This window comes from Agriterribacter sp., assembly GCF_035497235.1.
Classification (GTDB): domain Bacteria; phylum Bacteroidota; class Bacteroidia; order Chitinophagales; family Chitinophagaceae; genus Agriterribacter.
On record NZ_DATJEB010000004.1, the window covers coordinates 51,919 to 69,970 of the forward strand.

The 18,052-nt window shown below is 43.6% G+C and carries 18 protein-coding genes and 1 pseudogene; 12 read left to right on the forward strand and 7 right to left on the reverse strand.

Features of this window, described 5'->3' with window-relative positions; translation table 11 throughout:
- The first annotated feature begins 156 nt into the window (after positions 1 to 156).
- Positions 157 to 735 (forward strand): hypothetical protein, encoded by a 579-nt coding sequence (locus tag VL121_RS00665; RefSeq protein ID WP_325401091.1) that lies wholly within the window; start codon positions 157 to 159, stop codon positions 733 to 735.
- Between the two features lie 8 nt (positions 736 to 743).
- Here VL121_RS00665 and VL121_RS00670 read toward each other — a convergent pair whose 3' ends face one another.
- From VL121_RS00670 to arfB, 3 genes and pseudogenes are all read right to left on the reverse strand, one after another.
- On the reverse strand, positions 744 to 1,787 hold the full coding sequence (locus tag VL121_RS00670; protein ID WP_325401093.1) for a cytochrome-c peroxidase: 1,044 nt from the start codon (positions 1,785 to 1,787) through the stop codon (positions 744 to 746).
- Entirely contained in the window at positions 1,784 to 2,554 is a 771-nt protein-coding gene (locus tag VL121_RS00675) for an MbnP family protein (RefSeq protein ID WP_325401095.1), read from the reverse strand. Before VL121_RS00675 ends, VL121_RS00670 begins: the two co-directional genes overlap by 4 nt.
- 293 nt (positions 2,555 to 2,847) lie before the next feature.
- Positions 2,848 to 3,231 (reverse strand): annotated as a pseudogene (gene arfB / locus VL121_RS00680) (alternative ribosome rescue aminoacyl-tRNA hydrolase ArfB); the annotation flags it as partial.
- 259 nt (positions 3,232 to 3,490) lie between these two features.
- Between arfB and dtd the strand changes: the two are divergent.
- The 6 genes from dtd to VL121_RS00710 all read left to right on the forward strand — a co-directional run bounded on the left by dtd (position 3,491) and on the right by VL121_RS00710 (position 10,003).
- Positions 3,491 to 3,943 carry a D-aminoacyl-tRNA deacylase gene (gene dtd, locus VL121_RS00685; protein WP_325401099.1) on the forward strand — a complete coding sequence of 151 codons (453 nt, stop codon included), beginning with the start codon at positions 3,491 to 3,493 and terminating at the stop codon, positions 3,941 to 3,943.
- A 101-nt stretch (positions 3,944 to 4,044) separates the two neighbouring features.
- On the forward strand, positions 4,045 to 5,049 hold the full coding sequence (locus tag VL121_RS00690; RefSeq protein WP_325401101.1) for a MoxR family ATPase: 1,005 nt from the start codon (positions 4,045 to 4,047) through the stop codon (positions 5,047 to 5,049).
- A 107-nt stretch (positions 5,050 to 5,156) separates the two neighbouring features.
- Positions 5,157 to 6,080, forward strand: a complete 924-nt coding sequence (locus VL121_RS00695) for a DUF58 domain-containing protein (protein WP_325401103.1) — start codon at positions 5,157 to 5,159, stop codon at positions 6,078 to 6,080.
- A 61-nt stretch (positions 6,081 to 6,141) separates the two neighbouring features.
- Positions 6,142 to 7,092, forward strand: coding sequence for a BatD family protein (locus VL121_RS00700; protein WP_325401105.1), 951 nt, complete (start codon positions 6,142 to 6,144; stop codon positions 7,090 to 7,092).
- A gap of 2 nt (positions 7,093 to 7,094) precedes the next feature.
- Positions 7,095 to 8,102: a vWA domain-containing protein gene (locus VL121_RS00705; protein WP_325401107.1), complete on the forward strand. Its 1,008-nt coding sequence runs from the start codon at positions 7,095 to 7,097 to the stop codon at positions 8,100 to 8,102.
- Between the two features lie 134 nt (positions 8,103 to 8,236).
- Positions 8,237 to 10,003 carry an ABC transporter ATP-binding protein gene (locus VL121_RS00710; protein WP_325401109.1) on the forward strand — a complete coding sequence of 589 codons (1,767 nt, stop codon included), beginning with the start codon at positions 8,237 to 8,239 and terminating at the stop codon, positions 10,001 to 10,003.
- Positions 10,004 to 10,180: 177 nt separating this feature from the next.
- Here VL121_RS00710 and VL121_RS00715 read toward each other — a convergent pair whose 3' ends face one another.
- The gene (locus tag VL121_RS00715) at positions 10,181 to 10,636 is read right to left on the reverse strand and encodes a hypothetical protein (RefSeq protein WP_325401111.1); all 456 of its coding nucleotides are present in this window, start codon (positions 10,634 to 10,636) and stop codon (positions 10,181 to 10,183) included.
- A 312-nt stretch (positions 10,637 to 10,948) separates the two neighbouring features.
- On the opposite strand from VL121_RS00715, the gene VL121_RS00720 reads away from it, so the two are divergent.
- Positions 10,949 to 12,043: a Gfo/Idh/MocA family protein gene (locus VL121_RS00720; RefSeq protein ID WP_325401113.1), complete on the forward strand. Its 1,095-nt coding sequence runs from the start codon at positions 10,949 to 10,951 to the stop codon at positions 12,041 to 12,043.
- A gap of 97 nt (positions 12,044 to 12,140) precedes the next feature.
- Here the strand turns inward: VL121_RS00720 and VL121_RS00725 are convergent, their stop codons facing one another.
- From VL121_RS00725 to rny, 3 genes are all read right to left on the reverse strand, one after another.
- Positions 12,141 to 12,386 (reverse strand): Sec-independent protein translocase subunit TatA/TatB, encoded by a 246-nt coding sequence (locus VL121_RS00725; protein WP_325401115.1) that lies wholly within the window; start codon positions 12,384 to 12,386, stop codon positions 12,141 to 12,143.
- Positions 12,387 to 12,538: 152 nt separating this feature from the next.
- Positions 12,539 to 12,895 (reverse strand): 50S ribosomal protein L19, encoded by a 357-nt coding sequence (gene rplS, locus VL121_RS00730; RefSeq protein ID WP_325401117.1) that lies wholly within the window; start codon positions 12,893 to 12,895, stop codon positions 12,539 to 12,541.
- 150 nt (positions 12,896 to 13,045) lie between these two features.
- Positions 13,046 to 14,611: a ribonuclease Y gene (gene rny, locus VL121_RS00735; protein ID WP_325401119.1), complete on the reverse strand. Its 1,566-nt coding sequence runs from the start codon at positions 14,609 to 14,611 to the stop codon at positions 13,046 to 13,048.
- A gap of 378 nt (positions 14,612 to 14,989) precedes the next feature.
- Between rny and VL121_RS00740 the strand changes: the two genes are divergently transcribed.
- From VL121_RS00740 to rplJ, 4 genes are all read left to right on the forward strand, one after another.
- Complete coding sequence (locus VL121_RS00740) at positions 14,990 to 16,144, forward strand: TlpA disulfide reductase family protein (RefSeq protein WP_325401121.1); 1,155 nt, start codon at positions 14,990 to 14,992, stop codon at positions 16,142 to 16,144.
- Positions 16,145 to 16,271: 127 nt separating this feature from the next.
- Positions 16,272 to 16,715, forward strand: a complete 444-nt coding sequence (gene rplK, locus VL121_RS00745) for a 50S ribosomal protein L11 (protein ID WP_325401123.1) — start codon at positions 16,272 to 16,274, stop codon at positions 16,713 to 16,715.
- A 28-nt stretch (positions 16,716 to 16,743) separates the two neighbouring features.
- The gene (gene rplA / locus VL121_RS00750; protein WP_325401126.1) at positions 16,744 to 17,436 is read left to right on the forward strand and encodes a 50S ribosomal protein L1; all 693 of its coding nucleotides are present in this window, start codon (positions 16,744 to 16,746) and stop codon (positions 17,434 to 17,436) included.
- Between the two features lie 28 nt (positions 17,437 to 17,464).
- The gene (gene rplJ, locus VL121_RS00755) at positions 17,465 to 17,992 is read left to right on the forward strand and encodes a 50S ribosomal protein L10 (RefSeq protein WP_325401128.1); all 528 of its coding nucleotides are present in this window, start codon (positions 17,465 to 17,467) and stop codon (positions 17,990 to 17,992) included.
- Positions 17,993 to 18,052 lie beyond the last annotated feature (60 nt).

Consider the following 18,052-nt stretch of genomic DNA (forward strand, 5'->3'; position numbering starts at 1 on the left):
TTTTGATATTGGCTGATGTTGTAACTTCGGTAGTACATAAAGTATTACCTTATTCCTGCAGTATAACCTCTTTCTATGAATTTGCACACCTGCCTGTGTTAAAGCACGTTTTAATTATTATAACCGGTACCTATTCATCAGACAAAAATAAAAAAAATGGCTATCAGAGAATCTGTAAAGATGCTTCCCAACGAAATCTGGAAGGACCTTCCTGAGCATGAAACCAAAGGCGCCGTTTGGTACAAGTATGCCATCTCCAATCATGGCAGGTTAATCAAGTACAATAAGCGGATGTCGGATGGTTTTGTATTGCGGCTGAGCAGGCAGGCTAATTACCCGATATGGAGAAAAAAGCTAAACGGGGAATACTATACCGCTTTGGTTCACCGGCTGGTAGCTAAACATTTTTTACCCAAACCCAGGGCAAACCAAAATTTTATTATCCATCTTGATCACGATTATGAGAATAATAAATACAACAACCTGAAATGGGCTACGCAGGAGGAAGTATCGGAGCACAACAAAAAGAACCCAAGAGTAAAAGCCGCTTTAAAGCGGCGAAAAGAGAATCCCACCAAAAAAGGGCCAAAACTGGATATCAGGAAAGTAAAGGGAATTAAGAAACTACTGAAAGAAAAAAAGACGCTCCGGGAAATTGCGGAAAAATACAACGTATCGGATATGCAGATACACCGTATTAAAACCAAAGAGAACTGGGCGCATGTGAAACTATAACCGGCACTTTATTCTGTTTGTGCAAAGTTTTTATTATTAATAAATGCAGAGTCGGTAAGTGTTCTCAAAAATTCCAGCAGGTCCAGCTTTTCATAATCGCTGATCGTTATTTTATTTTTTACCAGCAGATCGGTGGTAGGTCCGCTCACTACGCCAAAGCGGTAATGATCTATTACGGCACCTATGGAATAAAAACGGCCATCGTGTCCGTAAGGAAAAGTGGCGTATACATTTCTGAGGCTGGGTACTTTAAACTTCAGTGAATCGGCAGGATTGCCGGTAATATGCATGCGGCCGATGTCTTTTAATATATCGTTTACCGGCAAGCCGGTGTTCCTGAACGAATTATCGGTGAATAGTGGCTCCGCGTGACACGCAGCGCATTTTGCCTGGAAAACCTGGTAGCCGGCCTCCTCGGTTTCCGTAAAAGAAGCCGTTCCCCTTTTTACTTTATCGTATTTTGAATCGGCCGAAACCAGCATAGCAACAAACTGGGTTAAAGCTTTAAGCATTTTTTGCGGGCTGATCTCTTCATCGCCAAAAACCGTTTTGAACATTTGCCGGTAAGCGGCGTCATCCTGTAGTTTGGCAATTACATGATCCATGGTTTCCGCCATTTCATTTTCCGCAATAAGAGGCGCCAGCGGCTGCACTTCAATATGATTAATGCCTCCGTCCCAATGCAGTTCTTTCATCCATGCCACATTAAATAAGCCCGGCGCGTTGCGGGTAGTAAACTGGTTATTGAAACCATGACTGAGCGGATGATCAAAAGTGGCGAATGCGGCAAACTGCTGGTGACAGGAAGCACAGGGGAAATTACCATCCTGCGAAAGGCGCCCATCGTAAAATAACTTTTTTCCCAATTCAAAACCCTGCCGGCTAGGCGTATTGTTTTCAAACTTATATACCGGGTCGGGGAACTCCGGTGGTACTATAAACTGCAACGGTACTAACGGAGCCGCAGCAGTACCCTGCTTTTTGCAGGCTTCCAAAAATAATAAGCAACCAAGCAGCAAACCCACAAGCGATATGACGGTACGCTGCATCATTCTTCCGTTATTGATGCCACGCTGAACATGGCGGCATAATTGTCTGCATATAACCGGGCCAATGAACCGGGGCTATGCACAAACGCATTATCAGCTATGGACAAAGCATGCGTGGCATGGAACCATTTGTCAATATCGGCGTTAATAACAACAGTAGTTGTGCGGTTATTCCTTAGCGCTATCTGCCGGCCTTCGGGTACGGCAAGCACAATGGAACGTATGGCTTTATTTTCTCCGCTGAAGCCACCAATATGGTAGGTGAAGCTTCCGTTGGGAACGGTAGAAAAAGAAGAGGCCCCTTCGAGTTTGGCCATAATATAGCCACTGTTCCAGGTCCAGAACATGCCTTTGGCCGGATCCAGGTCGCCGGATTGGGCGCCACTTACATTAGCAATACTATCTACCCCTAACTGAAAAGAAAGACTGTTGAAGATGCTTTGATTAGCGGAAAGGGTGAAGGAAAGGGTATTGCCAATGGCTGCATCTGCCAGCCGGTATTTAGCTTCACCGGCTACCGGCACATCAGCATTATTATTTTGCAGCGACAAAGCGCTTACATAAAACCGGAAGGCGGTTACCGTATAGTCTTCGCCGAAAGCATTGGTATAGGGTTGATTGAAGATTAAAGGTTGACCCTGTACAACAGGGCGCAATACGATGTGGACAGTATAGGATTTTCCTGTACTACTTTCGTTTTTTAATTCTTTCTGGCAACTGCACAGCAGGAATAAAAAGGCGCATAAAATATAACCGGAACCTGTTTTCATAATGGTATCTTAAAGATAGTGCTAAAAAAGGGAGAAAGAGAATGACCATCCAAAAGTCCTGCCTGAAAATAGAGCATGTGTTATATTGATTTCTCCTTTTGCCGAAATGACAAAGAGCAGTAATGTGGTTGAACTGTTACGGTAATGCACAGCAAAGAAACCGCTGCCTGTCACCTTGCCACAATCATGTATACAGCATTCGCATCTTGAAAAAACGATATTTTTCAGAATACTGTAATTTGGCTTTTTTGTAGTTATACTACGTAGCTAATTTGAAATGCACCCGCATTATCTCACTCCTCCGGCTTCACCTTTCGCCTTCCTTCCTTTATCTGTCCTTTTATTTTCTTTTCATCCATCCGTTTTTGTTTAGCGGCTTTGGTAGGTTTGCTGGCTATTCTTTTCCGGGGCTTTATTAAGGATTGATTAATGAGATCGTTCATCTTTTTTACCACCAATTGTTTATTGCCCAACTGGGTACGCGCCGCCTGTGATTTCACCAGCAGTGACCCTTCAGCGTTGATCTTATTGCGGAGCTTTTGTTTTACTAATTGTTTTTGCTCCTCATCCAATAAGGCCGACCGGTCAATATCAAAATAGCCTTCCACCATGGTCTCCACCTTGTTAACGTTTTGACCGCCTTTACCGCCGCTCCTGGCAGTTTTAAATACAATCTCCTTCTGGATGTTTACTTTGCTCATACTACTGTTATGTTAATTATATTACGCCATATCCCATCGTTAGAAGTGAAAGGTAAAGCGTGAGCATTTTACGTCTAACGTATGTCATCTTACGATTAACATAGCACTACGTTATGTATATCTTTCCGGTTGCTTATCATTGTTTACACACCTGAATGGGATTGTGCTGGGAAATTAGTTTTTTTCTACCAATTTATTTTCACATTAACTTGCAGCGCAGTAAAAACGGGTATCCATGCGTGCAGTAATACAACGTGTTTCGGAAGCTTCCGTTACGGCAGAGGGTAAAATAAGCGGCAGTATTAAAAACGGCTTGATGGTACTGGTGGGCATAACGGATGTTGATGGCCCTGAAGACATAGCATGGTTAAGCGCCAAAATTGCACATATGCGTATTTTTAATGATGAACAGGGTGTAATGAATGTAAGTATAAAGGAAACAGGTGGCGATATTTTATTAGTGAGCCAGTTTACCTTACACGCTTCCACCAAAAAGGGTAACCGGCCTTCATACAGCCGGGCCGGCAAAGGCGACATGGCTATACCCCTGTATGAAAGAATGATCGCTCAATTAGAAAATGACCTGGGAAAAAAAATTCAAACCGGTATTTTTGGCGCCGATATGAAAGTGGCATTGATTAATGACGGACCGGTAACGATTATAATAGATTCTAAAAACAAGGAATGAGCTTTCCTGTAATTTTTGGCAAAGGCTTTGCAAGTTCAGGCGTATCATTGCGTTAGTAATCAGGCAGTGTACACCTTTTATCGTATAAATCCGCAATATAAATGATATTACAAACCGCAGAAGATATTCAACGGTTAAATGAAAGGATACAGGAGGCTGGCTCTTTTGTTGACCGTTTGGAAAGCGAGATCGCCACAATAATTGTTGGTCAGCAATACATGATTAACCGCCTGCTCATTGGTTTACTCAGCAACGGGCATGTGCTGCTGGAAGGCGTACCCGGACTGGCTAAAACGCTTTCTATTAAATCACTGGCGCAATCTGTTAACGCCAAATTCAGCCGCATACAGTTTACACCCGACCTGCTGCCGGCAGACGTGATTGGAACCATGATCTATCACCAGCAAAAGCATGAATTTGTAGTACGCAAGGGTCCCATCTTCGCCAACTTTATTCTGGCCGATGAAATTAACCGCGCCCCGGCTAAAGTGCAGAGCGCCCTGTTAGAAGCCATGCAGGAAAGGCAGGTAACCATTGGCGAAACCACCTATAAATTAGATGAGCCTTTTTTGGTGCTGGCCACACAAAATCCTATTGACCAGGAAGGTACTTACCCGTTGCCCGAAGCCCAGGTTGACCGCTTTATGCTGAAAGTGCTGATAGATTATCCCAGCCGGGAGGAAGAACTGCTTATTGTTCGCCAAAATTTAAACCGGGTTAAAATACCCGATATAAAACAGGTAGTGAGTACGGCGGAAGTGCTGCAGGCCAGAGCGCTGGTACGGGAAGTGTATATGGATGAGAAGATAGAGAACTATATACTGGATATTGTTTTTGCAACCCGTAATCCATCGCAATACCGGTTAGATAAACTTAAGCCGCTTATTGCCTATGGCGGATCGCCCCGGGCTTCCATTAACCTGGCACTGGCGGCTAAGGCGCATGCGTTTTTGAGCAAGCGGGGTTATGTTATACCTGAAGATGTAAGAAGTATTGCTAAAGATGTAATACGTCATCGTATAGGATTAACCTATGAGGCGGAAGCTGAAAATATTAATGCGGAGATTGTGGTGGAAGAAATATTGAGCGCGGTGAATGTGCCGTGAGGAATGTGGAAGCGTGGAGATGTGGAAATGTGACGAATTTGAAAATGAAAACTCACAGATACTACGCAGGTGAATTCCACAAACCACAAACTATAAACTACAAATGTTTGAAAGCAAAAAAACGCGTTAGCGCTAAAAGCACTGATAATACTTTAAGCGTAGCCGACATATTAAAAAAGGTGAAAGAGCTGGAGATCAGGAGCAAAAAGCTCACGGCCAATCTCTTTACCGGTGAATACCACACGGCGTTCAAAGGCCGGGGCATGGTGTTTAAAGAAGTAAGGGAATACGTTGCAGGAGATGATGTGCGGTTTATTGACTGGAATGTATCTGCACGTATGGGCGCTCCGTTCAGCAAGTTGTTTGAAGAGGAAAGAGAGCTTACCATGATGCTGCTGGTAGACATCAGCGCCAGCTCCCTGTTTGGAACCGTGCAGCAGCGTAAAAAAGACCTCATCACCGAGGTATGCGCTGTACTGGCTTTTTCCGCCGTAAATAATAATGATAAGGTAGGCGTTATTTTTTTTAGCGATAAAGTTGAATTTTACATTCCGCCTAAAAAGGGTAAGGAGCATGTGCTGTATGTGGTGAGGGAATTATTAACGGTACAGCCTAAAAGCAAAGGCACTAACCTGAATGAAGCGGTACGGTTTTTTAATACTGCCGTTAAGCAAAAAAGCATTGCCTTTATTTTAAGCGATTTCATGGTAGAACAGTACGATGATCCCCTGAGGGTTGCCGGCAACCGGCACGATGTAATTGGCATTAAAGTGTACGATAAAATGGATATGGATTTGCCAGAAATAGGGATGACGCAGGTGCAGGACGCGGAAACGGGCCGCACACAATGGATTGATACCAACGATAAAATGGTACAGTATAACTATCACGAACAATTTATGCGGAATGAAGAAGCCTGCAGGCTTTCTTTTTTAAAATCGGGTGCCGACCTGCTTTACCTGCGAACAGATGAAAATTACGTAAAAGTATTACAGCAGTTTTTTTCAAAGAGAAAAAAAACGGCAAAATAAAATTACTGCCCGGTAGCCTGCAATGAAGAAATGTACATATATAAAAAGGAATATTCGTTTAATGGCCCCCGTTAGGTGCATTTTTGACTCCGGATTGCCAAAGCAGTTATCGGTATGCTTGCTTGCGCTGCTGGCCCATTGCCTTTTTTTTACTGCTGTTGTTTGCGCCCAGCCTTCTTCTGCAACCATAAAAGCTTCCCTGAACCGCGATCATGTACTGATCGGCGAGCCCATTGAATTGCATATTGAGGTAAAGACGGGTGCTGACCGCCCCGTAACAAAATGGTTTAACCTGCCGGATAGCTTCAATCATCTTGAAGTACTGAGCAGGTCGCCGATAGATTCTGTTAGGGGAGCTTCCCTAACAACCTATCGCCAGGCTTTTACCATTACAGGTTTTGATTCCGGTATTTGGGTGATACCCGCTGTAAAGGTTATCATCAATAAAAAAACAATACAGGCAGATTCACTTCCGGTAACCATTGTGCCCGTACAATTAAAAGACAGTACTTATCACGATATCAGGGAAATTATAGATGTGCCGGATGAAAAAGCGCCGTGGTGGTATTGGGTGGCCGGCGTATTATCATTAATAGCGCTGGGCGTTTTAGTATGGTTATGGTTAAAATCAAGGCCTGGTAAACCGGTCGCAGGCACAACTGTAAACGCGTTTTCGCCATTACAGGAAGCAATGAACGGGCTCCGGCAGTTAGCGGCTGAACAGCTAACAGATAAGGGAGAATGGAAAAAATATTACAGCGTATTAACGGGCATATTTAAACGGTATATGGAAAGGAAATTTCAAACACACGCGATGCAGAAAACAACCGGTGAACTGCTGCTGCAATTAAAGAGCAGGCTGGATAAAGAGCAGGTAAGTGAAACTGCGGAAGCATTGCGTATAGCCGATGCCGTTAAGTTCGCCAAATATAGGCCGGATGGTGAACAGGCTGCCGGTTCGCTGTATACCATTGAAAAAACGATACAGGCGCTGGATCATTTAAAATCATAAAATTGCTCAAAGCCTATTTTGAACATATTGAGTTTGCGAACCCCGGGGTATTGTTCCTGTTGCTGGTTATTCCGGTATTGGCGGGATGGTATATCAGTTATGCCAGCAGGTTGCGCGGCACCATGACAGTTTCTTCGCTTAAAAGCTTCCGCAACACCCATTCCCTTAAAAACAAACTGCGGTATTTTCCTTTTGTACTGCGGCTGCTGGCTCTAACCTGTGTTATAGTGGCACTCGCAAGGCCGCAAACCCATAATGATGAAAAGAATGTGGAGGGCGAAGGAATTGATATTGTACTGTGCTTAGATGTGAGCGGCAGCATGCTGGCCCAGGATTTTCACCCTAACCGGCTAGAAGCAGCTAAAAAAGTAGCAGGAGATTTTGTGCGTAACCGGCCGGCAGACAGGATTGGGCTGGTAGTATTTGCCGGGGAGAGCTTTACGCAATGCCCGGTTACCGGCGACCACGCCGTATTGGAATCGCAGATATACCAGGTAGATGGCAGTTTTTTGGTAGATGGAACGGCAATAGGCTCGGGGTTGGCCACCAGCGTTGACCGTTTACGCAGCAGCGAAGCTAAAAGTAAAGTGGTGATATTGCTCACCGATGGCGAAAACAATGGCGGGTTGATTGACCCCAAAACGGCCAAGGAAATTGCCAAGTCCCTGGGAATAAAAGTATATACCATTGGCATGGGTTCGGAAGGTTATGCCAGCACCCCGGTGCAGGGCCCCGGCGGACAAATCATTATGCAACAGGAAAAAGTGAATATAGATGAAGGCCTGCTGAAAGAAATTGCGGCGGAAACAGGCGGTAAATATTTTCGCGCTAAGGCTAACCAGGGACTGGAGGCCATCTACCAGGAAATAGATCGGCTTGAAAAAACGAAAATTAGTATTACTACTACCCGGTTATATACAGAACGGTTTCACTCACTGGCATTACTGGCAATAGGTTTTATTTTTGCAGAATTACTCTTGCGGCTAACATTATTCAGGCAGTTCCCGTAGCGCTTCATTTTTTACCGGACATCCGCCACTCCAATGCTTCCCGCCGGAGGTGGAAAATAACGTATTAATCCGAAGCCCGGGATTTTGGATAGCCATCATAGCCGGCTAAATTTTCGTAGGTTTGCTGTCGAATTATGGCAGTACGATCAGCGTCCAGAAAAATATTTGACTTTGGCCTGCTTAAGCGGGTGTTTACATATGCAGCCCCTTATAAAAAACAATTCCTGCTTTCCATAACCCTGGCTATTGTACTGGCGGTAATGTCGCCGGTGCGTCCCTGGCTTATACAGGTAACCGTAGATAAGTATATAAGAGGCGGGCTGGCCAACACGGTAATTGTTATAACCATTATACAAATCGGACTGCTTCTGGCGGAAACCGCTTTACGTTTTTCTTTTTCTTTTCTTACTTCATGGCTCGGGCAAACCGTTGTAAAAGATCTTCGCGTTACGGTATATAAAAAAGTCATTCATCTTAATCTTTCACAATTTGATAAAACGCCTATAGGAACGCTCACCACGCGTACCATCAACGATATAGAAGCGGTTAACGATATTTTTTCAGAGGGACTGATCTCTATTATTGCCGATCTGCTTTCCATTGTTGCCATCCTGGGGGTTATGTTTTTTACAGACTGGAAACTTACCCTGGTATGCATGGCCATACTGCCTGTTTTATTAATTGTAACCTGGTGGTTTAAAGAAAGCGTAAACGTATCTTTTCAAAAAGTAAGAAACGCTGTTGCGCAGCTTAACGCTTTTGCACAGGAGCATATTACCGGCATGGCTGTGCTGCAGGCCTTTGCAGCAGAAGACAGGGAGGCTGCCAAGTTTAAAAAGATCAACAGGGAACATCGCAATGCCAATATCAGGGCCATTTTTGCTTACTCTGTTTTCTTTCCTTTTGTGGAAATTATAATGGCAGTGTCTATGGGTTTAATGATCTGGTGGAGCGCCCGCGATGCCATACAGGGCGATGCTACACTGGGTATAATGATTGCCTTTATGCTTTACCTGAACTTACTGTTTCGTCCGCTACGGATGATAGCCGATAAATTTAACGTATTACAAATGGGCATGGTGGCCAGTGAACGGATATTTAAAGTGCTGGACAATCCTGATTATATTACACAGGAAGGAAATTATGCGCCTGCGGTTATTAAAGGAAAAGTAGAATTTAAAGCAGTATGGTTTGCTTATAATAAAAATAATTATGTTTTAAAGGATATCTCGTTTGCCATCCGGCCAGGCGAAACCCTTGCCATTGTTGGGCATACGGGCAGCGGTAAAACATCTGTTATTAGTTTAATGAACAAGCTATACCATATTCAAAAAGGCGCCATATTGATTGATGATGTTAATATAAACGAATATAAACTGGATGTGCTGCGCAGCAAAACAGGCGTGGTATTGCAGGATGTTTTTTTATTTTCCGGCTCCATACACGACAATGTAACGCTCCGTAATGATGCCATCAGCCGGGATGCGGTAATACAGGCGGCAAAGCTAATAGGGATGCATGATTTTATTATGCAGTTACCGGGCGGCTACGATTACAATGTAATGGAGAGGGGCAGTACTTTATCCCTGGGGCAGCGCCAGCTCCTGTCTTTTATCCGTGCGCTGTTATATAACCCCTCTATCCTTATCCTGGATGAAGCAACTTCTTCGGTAGATACGGAAAGCGAGCACCTGATACAACACGCCATTGATACCTTAATTGAAGGGCGCACTTCTATTGTTATTGCCCACCGGCTCTCTACCATACGAAAAGCGGATAAAATAATTGTATTAGACAAAGGAGAGATCAAAGAAGCGGGTACACACGCTGAATTAATGGAGCTGGAAGGTTTCTATGCCAAATTGCATGAAATGCAGTTCGCTAAAAACGCGGGCAGTTGATTTTCCATGTTTCTGCTTTGTGTTTAAAACCACTCCCGGGGATAATTGATTTTACTACCTAAAGTTTTTAGGTGGCGGCCCGTTTCAAAAAAAAAGAAGCACCTGATTTTACAGATGCTTCGGGTAATTGAAACTAAAGGGTACGGATCAGGGAAATATTTTGCTTATGTTTTTAAATTATTTGGGAACGTGTACAGCGGCAATGGCATTTAATGATGTTCCGTTCATATCCGAAAGGTCTTTGTATGCTATGCTGTGCTGTATGGCTTCGTTGGCGTAGCTCACTTCTTCTAATACGCCGGCAATAAACCAAAAACCTATTTTTACGTGCTTGCCGCTAAGGATATCGCGTCCGCTTAAAGTAAAGCTTACTTTATGGGCTAAGGACTCAAGACTTATGTTATTAATATACACACTGCTTTTTTTATTACCGGTGGTTACAAAAGAAACGATATTTTTTTCAATGATTATCTTAGATGTTCCGTTGATCTCCCGGTCAATAAAATATACTTTACTGGCAGAATCATATTTCACCTGCTGCTGCTGGTTCGACATGAAATGATAAGTGCCGTTTTGCGCCTTTACTGTGCCAGCGGATGCCATCAGTACAAAAAGGGCGAATATTGTTTTCATAAAAATCTTATTTCAACTATAAACGTAAAAAGAGCTTCCAACTGGCGGAACAGGAGCCTGTTTTCGGTAATAATCCGCTTTTAAAGGATGAATTGCGTTCATCGTTATTTTATATCCGTTCACCGCAATACGGAAGTGGGGTGAGATGAATGATCACTAAAACGCAACATTCCGCGGCAGCTTTACCGGTTATATAGCCGAAAAGCCTTATTTTTAAGATGAATGGGGAAGCGTGATAGCACATAGAGCCGGTAGCCATGCCATTTGTGGTTAATACTCCGCACATTATACACAGGTTAATATTTATACAGTATGAGTACAAGGAGGATATTTATAAAAAACAGCTTAGGCAGCCTGGCTGCGTTAACTATTGGTAGTGAAGCATTTTCATTGGTAAATGGTTTCTCCAAAAAAGAAAAGCTGGGCGTGGCACTGGTTGGATTGGGCTATTACAGTACCGATTTACTGGCTCCTGCTTTGCAGCTTACCCAATACTGCAGCTTAAAAGGTATTGTAACCGGCTCGCCCGATAAGGCCAAACACTGGCAGCAGCAATATCATATCCCCGAAAAAAACACCTACAACTATCAAAATTTTGATGATATCGCCAACAATGCGGATATAGACGTTATTTACATCGTACTACCGCCCTCTATGCATGCCGAATATGTTATAAAAGCAGCTAATGCGGGCAAGCATGTATGGTGCGAAAAGCCTATGGCTGTTAGTGTTGCGGAATGCCGGGCGATGATTGACGCCTGTAAAAAAAATAAGGTAAAGCTCAGCATTGGCTATCGTATGCAGCATGAACCCAATACACAACGTATTATTCAGTTTCGCAAAGACAAAACCTATGGCGTTGTAAAATGGGTATCTGCCAAAGCAGGATATTTTGACTCACGCACCAACCACTGGAAACAGAAAAAAGAAATGGGCGGCGGATCTATGTATGATATGGGCGTATATCCCTTAAACGCGGCGCGGTATGTAACAGGTGAGGAACCCATAGCTGTAACTGCCAAACAAAGCACTACCCGCCCGGATATTTATAAGGGATTAGATGAAACGATGCAATTCAGGCTGGAGTTCCCGGGTGGAGCCGTAGCCGAATGCGAAACGAGCTTTGGAAAAAATATGAACAGCCTGCATGTTACCTGTGCCAAAGGCTGGTATAAGCTGGAGCCTTTCCAGGCGTACGGCGGAATAAAAGGTACTACCAGTGATGGAAAAGCGCTGAATGCCACCATTCCCAACCAGCAGGCCAAACAAATGGATGAAGATGCGCTGGCTATATTGCAAAATACACCGGTGCTGGTACCGGGTGAAGAAGGATTGAAAGATATAAAAGTGGTTGAAGCGGTTTACCGGTCTGTGCAACAAAACGGGCGGGTACTGATCGGCAGGTAAGCAGCACAGTGAGCAGCTATGCATGGCACAAAAAAACGCCGGCATAATAAAAGAGTTATTTCTATTACTGCCGGCGGGAATATTATGGAATGAAGAATTAAGCCTCCTGTTTGGCGCTGGTATTGTTTGTAGCGGCATTCTCCTTTTCAGACATACCTTCTTCTATTTCCTTTTTAACGTTGCTTTTGGCATCATTAAATTCACGGATACCACGTCCAAGCCCGCGCATAAACTCAGGTATCTTACGTCCTCCAAAAAGAATCAGCACTGCAAGAATGATCAGTATCCATTCAGTACCACCCGGCATTGATATCAATAAAGAATTGTAGTTCAGTAAAAGCATCGTATTAATATTTAAAGTTGAGCAAACAAAGTTACAATTTTAATTGGTTGTTCAGTCAAAATATAAAATTGTCTGAGAGGTTAACCCGGCTTTAACAGCGAACGGAAACCTCATGGTTTCCGTTCGCTGTTATATCTTTTTTACAGATCAGATTATATACCTGCTCTTTTTTCCTTGATCCTGGCACTTTTGCCGCTGCGGCTGCGCAGAAAGTACAGTTTGGCGCGGCGCACTTTACCTACTTTATTAAGGATAACAGCATCAATATTAGGCGAAAACAGGGGAAAGGTTCTTTCTACGCCTACCCCATCAGAAATTTTGCGTACCGTAAACGTGGCGGTATGCCCCGTTCCCTGGCGTTTAATAACATCGCCTTTAAAACCCTGGATACGGGTTTTATTACCTTCAACTACTTTATAATTAACAGTAACATTATCGCCTGCTTTGAATTTAGGGAATGCTTTGGAAGTGGTCAATTGTTCGTGAACAAATTGTACTGCTGTGCTCATGACTACAAATTTTTAAGGGACGCAAAGGTAACAATGCAATGCTGAAATACCAAAACAAATTATGATAGTGTGTTACAGGTTGCAAGTTACAGGTTCCAGGGAAATATAACCGTTGCCTTGTGCCTTGCAACCTGTACCCTGCAACATCTTCTACCTCGCTACATTCACCGCTCTTTTTTCCCTGATAACGGTTACTTTAATTTGACCGGGATAAGTCATTTCTGTTTGTATCTTCTGGGCTATTTCAAAACTCAGTTTTTCGCTGTCGGCATCAGTCATTTTATCGGCTTCCGCAATTACCCTTAATTCGCGGCCGGCCTGTATGGCATAGGCTTTTTCTACACCGGGATAGGTTAAAGCCAGGGTTTCCAGTTCACGGATACGCGTAAGGTATTGCTGCATAATTTCCCTGCGTGCTCCGGGGCGTGCGCCGCTGATCGCATCGCAGGCCTGAACTACAGGGGAAATCACGTACTGCATTTCCATTTCATCGTGGTGGGCGCCAATAGCATTCACTACTGCCGGGTTTTCACCATATTTTTCGGCCAGTTTAGCACCTAATAACGCGTGGCTCAGTTCTGTTTCCTCATCGGGTACCTTGCCAATATCGTGCAATAACCCCGCGCGCTTGGCTAATTTGGGGTTCAGCCCCAGCTCAGCCGCCATAACGCCGCACAAATTGGCTACTTCACGGCTATGCATCAGCAGGTTCTGACCATAGGAAGAGCGGAAACGCATTTTTCCAACTATACGCACTAATTCTTTATGGAGGCCGTGAATACCTAATTCAATAACGGTTCTTTCACCTATCTCCAGTACCTGCTCTTCTAACTGCTTCCGGGTTTTTTCCACCACTTCTTCAATACGGGCGGGATGTATACGTCCGTCTGTAACTAATCTTTGTAATGCCAGGCGGGCTATTTCCCTTCTTAACGGGTCAAAGGAAGAAAGTACGATGGCTTCGGGAGTATCATCCACAATCAGGTCAACACCCGTAGCAGCCTCAATAGCGCGGATATTTCTTCCTTCGCGGCCAATGATCTGCCCCTTAATTTCATCGCTTTCGAGGTTAAATACCGTTACCGTATTTTCAATGGTTTGTTCGGCAGCCGTACGCTGTATACTTTGAATAACCAGTTTACGGGCTTCCTTATTGGCCCTCAGCTTGGCGTCTTCAATAATTTCCTGCTGTATAACAAGCGCGCGGGTTTGCGCCTCCTGTTTAAGGGTTTCCAGCAACTGTGCTTTAGCTTCTTCTGCTGTTAATGCAGATATTTTTTCTAAGCGCCGGATATGCTCTTCCTGGTGTTTCTCTAATTCATTGCGTTTTTGACCCACCACTTCTATCTGGCGGTTAAGGTTTTCCTTGATCACCTCGTTTTCCTTCACCTGTTTATCAATATTGTCAATTTTTTGATTCAGGGTTTGCTCTTTTTGCCGGATACGGGTTTCCGCGTCATTTATCTTTTTGTTTTTGTCGAGCACTTCCTTGTCGTGTTCGGATTTTAGCTGAACAAATTTTTCTTTGGCTTCAAGCAATTTTTCTTTTTTCAGGTTTTCAGCAGATGTTTTTGCATCGGCAATGATTTTCCCGGATTGGCTCTCAGCAGCTTCAATAAGCTTTTTGGTGTTCGCGGCAAAAATAAATTTACCCGCCACCACGCCTACGACCAGGCACACAATAGCAATTATAATGTACAAGACATTCGGTTCCATGATTTTTTAGTTTAAACTGTTCTTTTATACTTTTCCTTCCTATGTTCACATAAATCATAGTAAGTTGTAATGGGCGAAGATACAAAACAACATTATTTTATGATGCCCGAATTTATTCCAATCGTATATTTCCTGCTGTAATAAGGCAGATAGTAAGCGGGAGGGAGCTAAATTTCTGTAATTTGCATGAAGGAATGTGTTGGTTTGATAAAGAAAGCAGGTCATGATGAGAAGAGAGGGTTAGAAGTGAAAGAAGGAGTACCCAGCCTATAATTAGTAGTTATTCATCTGACGGCTTAAAGCTTGCTTTCGTGAACCCGTGAACAATCCAAAATGAAATCCTGATACCTCATAAACTATAAATTTCTTTCTTGTTCCATGAAATCACGTATACTTACCCTGTTTATCCTGGCGCCTTTTTTTATTTCGGCTCAAACAAATACGAACAGCAATTTTACCATTTCGGGCAAGCTTAAAAAGATGAAGGATACTGCCGCATGGGTATACCTCTATTACGTAACGGATAATAACAGGGTTACCGATAGCGCACAGGTACAAAAAGGTAGGTACCGGCTTACAGGCAATATCAGCGAACCGGTGTTATCACGCTTAAGGGTAAAATATAAACAGGCGCCGGCCAATGAAGAAGCGCCCGTTAATATGGAAAAGGACCTGGCAACGCTTTTTTTATCGCCCGGCAGGCTTAAGATAACCAGTGTAGATTCATTTTCCAATATCCGGGTAAAAGGGTCTGCTGCACATACCGATTATAAAGCATTTGAGTTGCTGAGCCGGCCGTTTAACGACAGTATGCAGGTGCTGTCTGTTGCCTATAATCAATACCGCGAAGAAGGCAATAGCGCTCAAATGAAGCAGATTGAAAGCCAGGCTGCCATTCTTGAAAAGCAGATTAAAGAAAACGTTTTCCAGTCATTTATCATTGCTCACCCGGCATCGCCGGTGGCATTGCTCCTATTGCAGCAATATGCCGGTAATGATATTAATTTTGGAGAAATTGAACCCCTGTTTACCGGGCTTTCCGCTACGGTAAAAGCATATCCTTCCGCATTGCAGTTTAAAGAAAGGCTGGATATTGCCAAAAGAACGAGTATGGGGCAAATAGCAGCCGATTTTACGCAGAACGATACCCTGGGCAACCCGGTAAGCCTTTCCTCCCTGAGAGGAAAATACCTGCTGGTAGATTTTTGGGCAAGCTGGTGCGGGCCCTGCAGGGTAGAAAACCCCAATGTGGTAAACGCCTTTAACAGGTATAAGGACAAAGGTTTTTTTGTTTTGGGTGTATCGCTCGACAGGCCCGGGGCTAAAGCCGCCTGGTTAAAAGCCATTCATGATGATAACCTTACCTGGACGCATGTAAGCGACCTGCAGTTCTGGAACAATGCCGCGGCAAAGCTGTATGGCATTCAGGCCATACCGCAAAACTTCCTGCTCGACCCCGCAGGTAAGATCATCGGCAAAAACTTAAGAGGCCAGGATTTGCATAATAAGCTGGAAGAAGTGCTGGGGAAATAAAATTTCAAATTTGAGATTTCAAATTTGAGATTTCAAATTTCAAATGCTACCTTTGCCGCCCCAAAAAGTTCTTTTTGTATGGGAGTGACGCCGAAAGCGTCACGTTAACACCAAAAATGTAAAAAAAATGGCAAAAGAAATTACCGGCTATGTAAAGCTGCAGGTAAAAGGCGGACAGGCTAATCCTGCGCCACCTGTAGGTCCAGCGTTGGGTTCCAAAGGTATTAATATCATGGAATTCTGTAAGCAGTTTAATGCCCGCACGCAGGATAAAATAGGTAAAGTACTTCCCGTATTGATTACGGTATACTCCGACAAGTCTTTCGAGTTTATTATTAAAACTCCCCCCGCATCCGTTCAGTTATTGGAAGCTGCCAAAGTGCAAAAGGGTTCTAAAGAACCTAACCGCAACAAAGTAGGTAAAGTAAACTGGGACCAGGTTGAATTGATCGCCAAAGATAAAATGGCCGACCTGAATTGCTTTACTACGGAAAGCGCAATGCGCCTGGTTGCCGGCACGGCACGCAGCATGGGTATTACTGTTGATGGTAAAGCCCCATGGGAAAATTAAATCTTCACTTTCCAAAAACTGAAAGAAAATGGCAATCAGTAAAAAAAGAAAAGCTTCGGAAGCTAAAATAGATAAAACCAAAGCGTATTCACTAAAGGAAGCTTCCGTACTTGTTAAGGAAGTGAATACCACAAAATTCGACAGCTCTGTTGATATCCACCTCCGTTTGGGCGTTGACCCTAAAAAAGCGGATCAGGCTATCCGGGGTACGGTTACCTTACCGCACGGAACAGGTAAAACAAAAAGGGTACTGGTACTTTGCACACCCGATAAAGAAGAAGCCGCAAGAGGCGCAGGCGCAGATTATGTGGGATTGGATGAGTTTGTAACTAAAATTGAAGGCGGATGGGTTGATGTGGATGTAATTGTGGCCACCCCCGCTGTAATGCCTAAAATTGGTAAGCTGGGTAAAATATTAGGTCCCCGTAACCTCATGCCTAACCCCAAAACAGGAACCGTTACCAATGATGTGGCTGCCGCTGTAAATGAAGTAAAAGGTGGCAAAATAGCATTTAAGGTTGATAAAGCCGGTATTATTCATGCATCCGTAGGGCGCGTAAGTTTTGCTCCCGAAAAGATTGTGGAAAACAGCCAGGAATTCATCAATGCCATTATTAAGGCAAAGCCGTCTACTGCTAAAGGTACTTACCTGAAAAGCGTGTATATGGCCAGCACCATGAGCCCCGGCATTGTTATTGACACCAAATCATTTGTGAACTAATGCTTTTACAGCACAAAAATCTTTTTGTATGACCAAACAGGAAAAAAACGAAGTGATTGAATTGCTGAAAAGCAAGTTCTCTCAATACAATAACTTTTATATTACCGATACCGAATCACTGTCTGTTACACAGGTGGTTAAACTGCGCCGTGCCTGCTTCGATAAGCAGGTGGAAATGAAAGTGGCAAAGAACACCCTCATTAAAAAGGCGCTCGAGTCTTTAGACAATGAAAGATTTGCAGGCGTATACGATTCATTAAATAATGTAACCGCGCTGCTGTTTTCAGAAAATGCCAAAGAACCGGCATTGATCATAAGTTCATTTCGTAAAGCAAACAACGGTAAAAAGCCCGAGCTTAAAGCGGCCTTTATTGATGGCGATGTATTTTCGGGCGATGACCAGTTGCAAACGTTAACGGCGCTCAAGAGCAAAAATGATCTTATCGGTGAAATCATCGGGCTGTTACAATCACCTGCCAAAAATGTTATGAGCGCATTAAACGCCGGTAACAAATTAGCAGGCTTGATCAAAGCGTTGGAAGAAAGAGCGAATTAAAATGTGAGAGGTGTGAAAGTGTGGAAATATGAAAATTCATTTACCACATTACGCACATTT

Coding starts and splice junctions, on each gene's coding strand:
- rny (WP_325401119.1), bottom strand. CDS start 14,611: ATGGAACCGAATGTCTTGTACATTATAATTGCTATTGTGTGCCTGGTC.
- rplJ (WP_325401128.1), top strand. CDS start 17,465: ATGACCAAACAGGAAAAAAACGAAGTGATTGAATTGCTGAAAAGCAAG.
- VL121_RS00690 (WP_325401101.1), top strand. CDS start 4,045: ATGATATTACAAACCGCAGAAGATATTCAACGGTTAAATGAAAGGATA.
- VL121_RS00665 (WP_325401091.1), top strand. CDS start 157: ATGGCTATCAGAGAATCTGTAAAGATGCTTCCCAACGAAATCTGGAAG.
- VL121_RS00740 (WP_325401121.1), top strand. CDS start 14,990: ATGAAATCACGTATACTTACCCTGTTTATCCTGGCGCCTTTTTTTATT.
- rplS (WP_325401117.1), bottom strand. CDS start 12,895: ATGAGCACAGCAGTACAATTTGTTCACGAACAATTGACCACTTCCAAA.
- VL121_RS00675 (WP_325401095.1), bottom strand. CDS start 2,554: ATGAAAACAGGTTCCGGTTATATTTTATGCGCCTTTTTATTCCTGCTG.
- rplK (WP_325401123.1), top strand. CDS start 16,272: ATGGCAAAAGAAATTACCGGCTATGTAAAGCTGCAGGTAAAAGGCGGA.
- VL121_RS00720 (WP_325401113.1), top strand. CDS start 10,949: ATGAGTACAAGGAGGATATTTATAAAAAACAGCTTAGGCAGCCTGGCT.
- VL121_RS00715 (WP_325401111.1), bottom strand. CDS start 10,636: ATGAAAACAATATTCGCCCTTTTTGTACTGATGGCATCCGCTGGCACA.
- VL121_RS00710 (WP_325401109.1), top strand. CDS start 8,237: ATGGCAGTACGATCAGCGTCCAGAAAAATATTTGACTTTGGCCTGCTT.
- rplA (WP_325401126.1), top strand. CDS start 16,744: ATGGCAATCAGTAAAAAAAGAAAAGCTTCGGAAGCTAAAATAGATAAA.
- VL121_RS00700 (WP_325401105.1), top strand. CDS start 6,142: ATGGCCCCCGTTAGGTGCATTTTTGACTCCGGATTGCCAAAGCAGTTA.
- VL121_RS00670 (WP_325401093.1), bottom strand. CDS start 1,787: ATGATGCAGCGTACCGTCATATCGCTTGTGGGTTTGCTGCTTGGTTGC.
- VL121_RS00725 (WP_325401115.1), bottom strand. CDS start 12,386: ATGCTTTTACTGAACTACAATTCTTTATTGATATCAATGCCGGGTGGT.
- dtd (WP_325401099.1), top strand. CDS start 3,491: ATGCGTGCAGTAATACAACGTGTTTCGGAAGCTTCCGTTACGGCAGAG.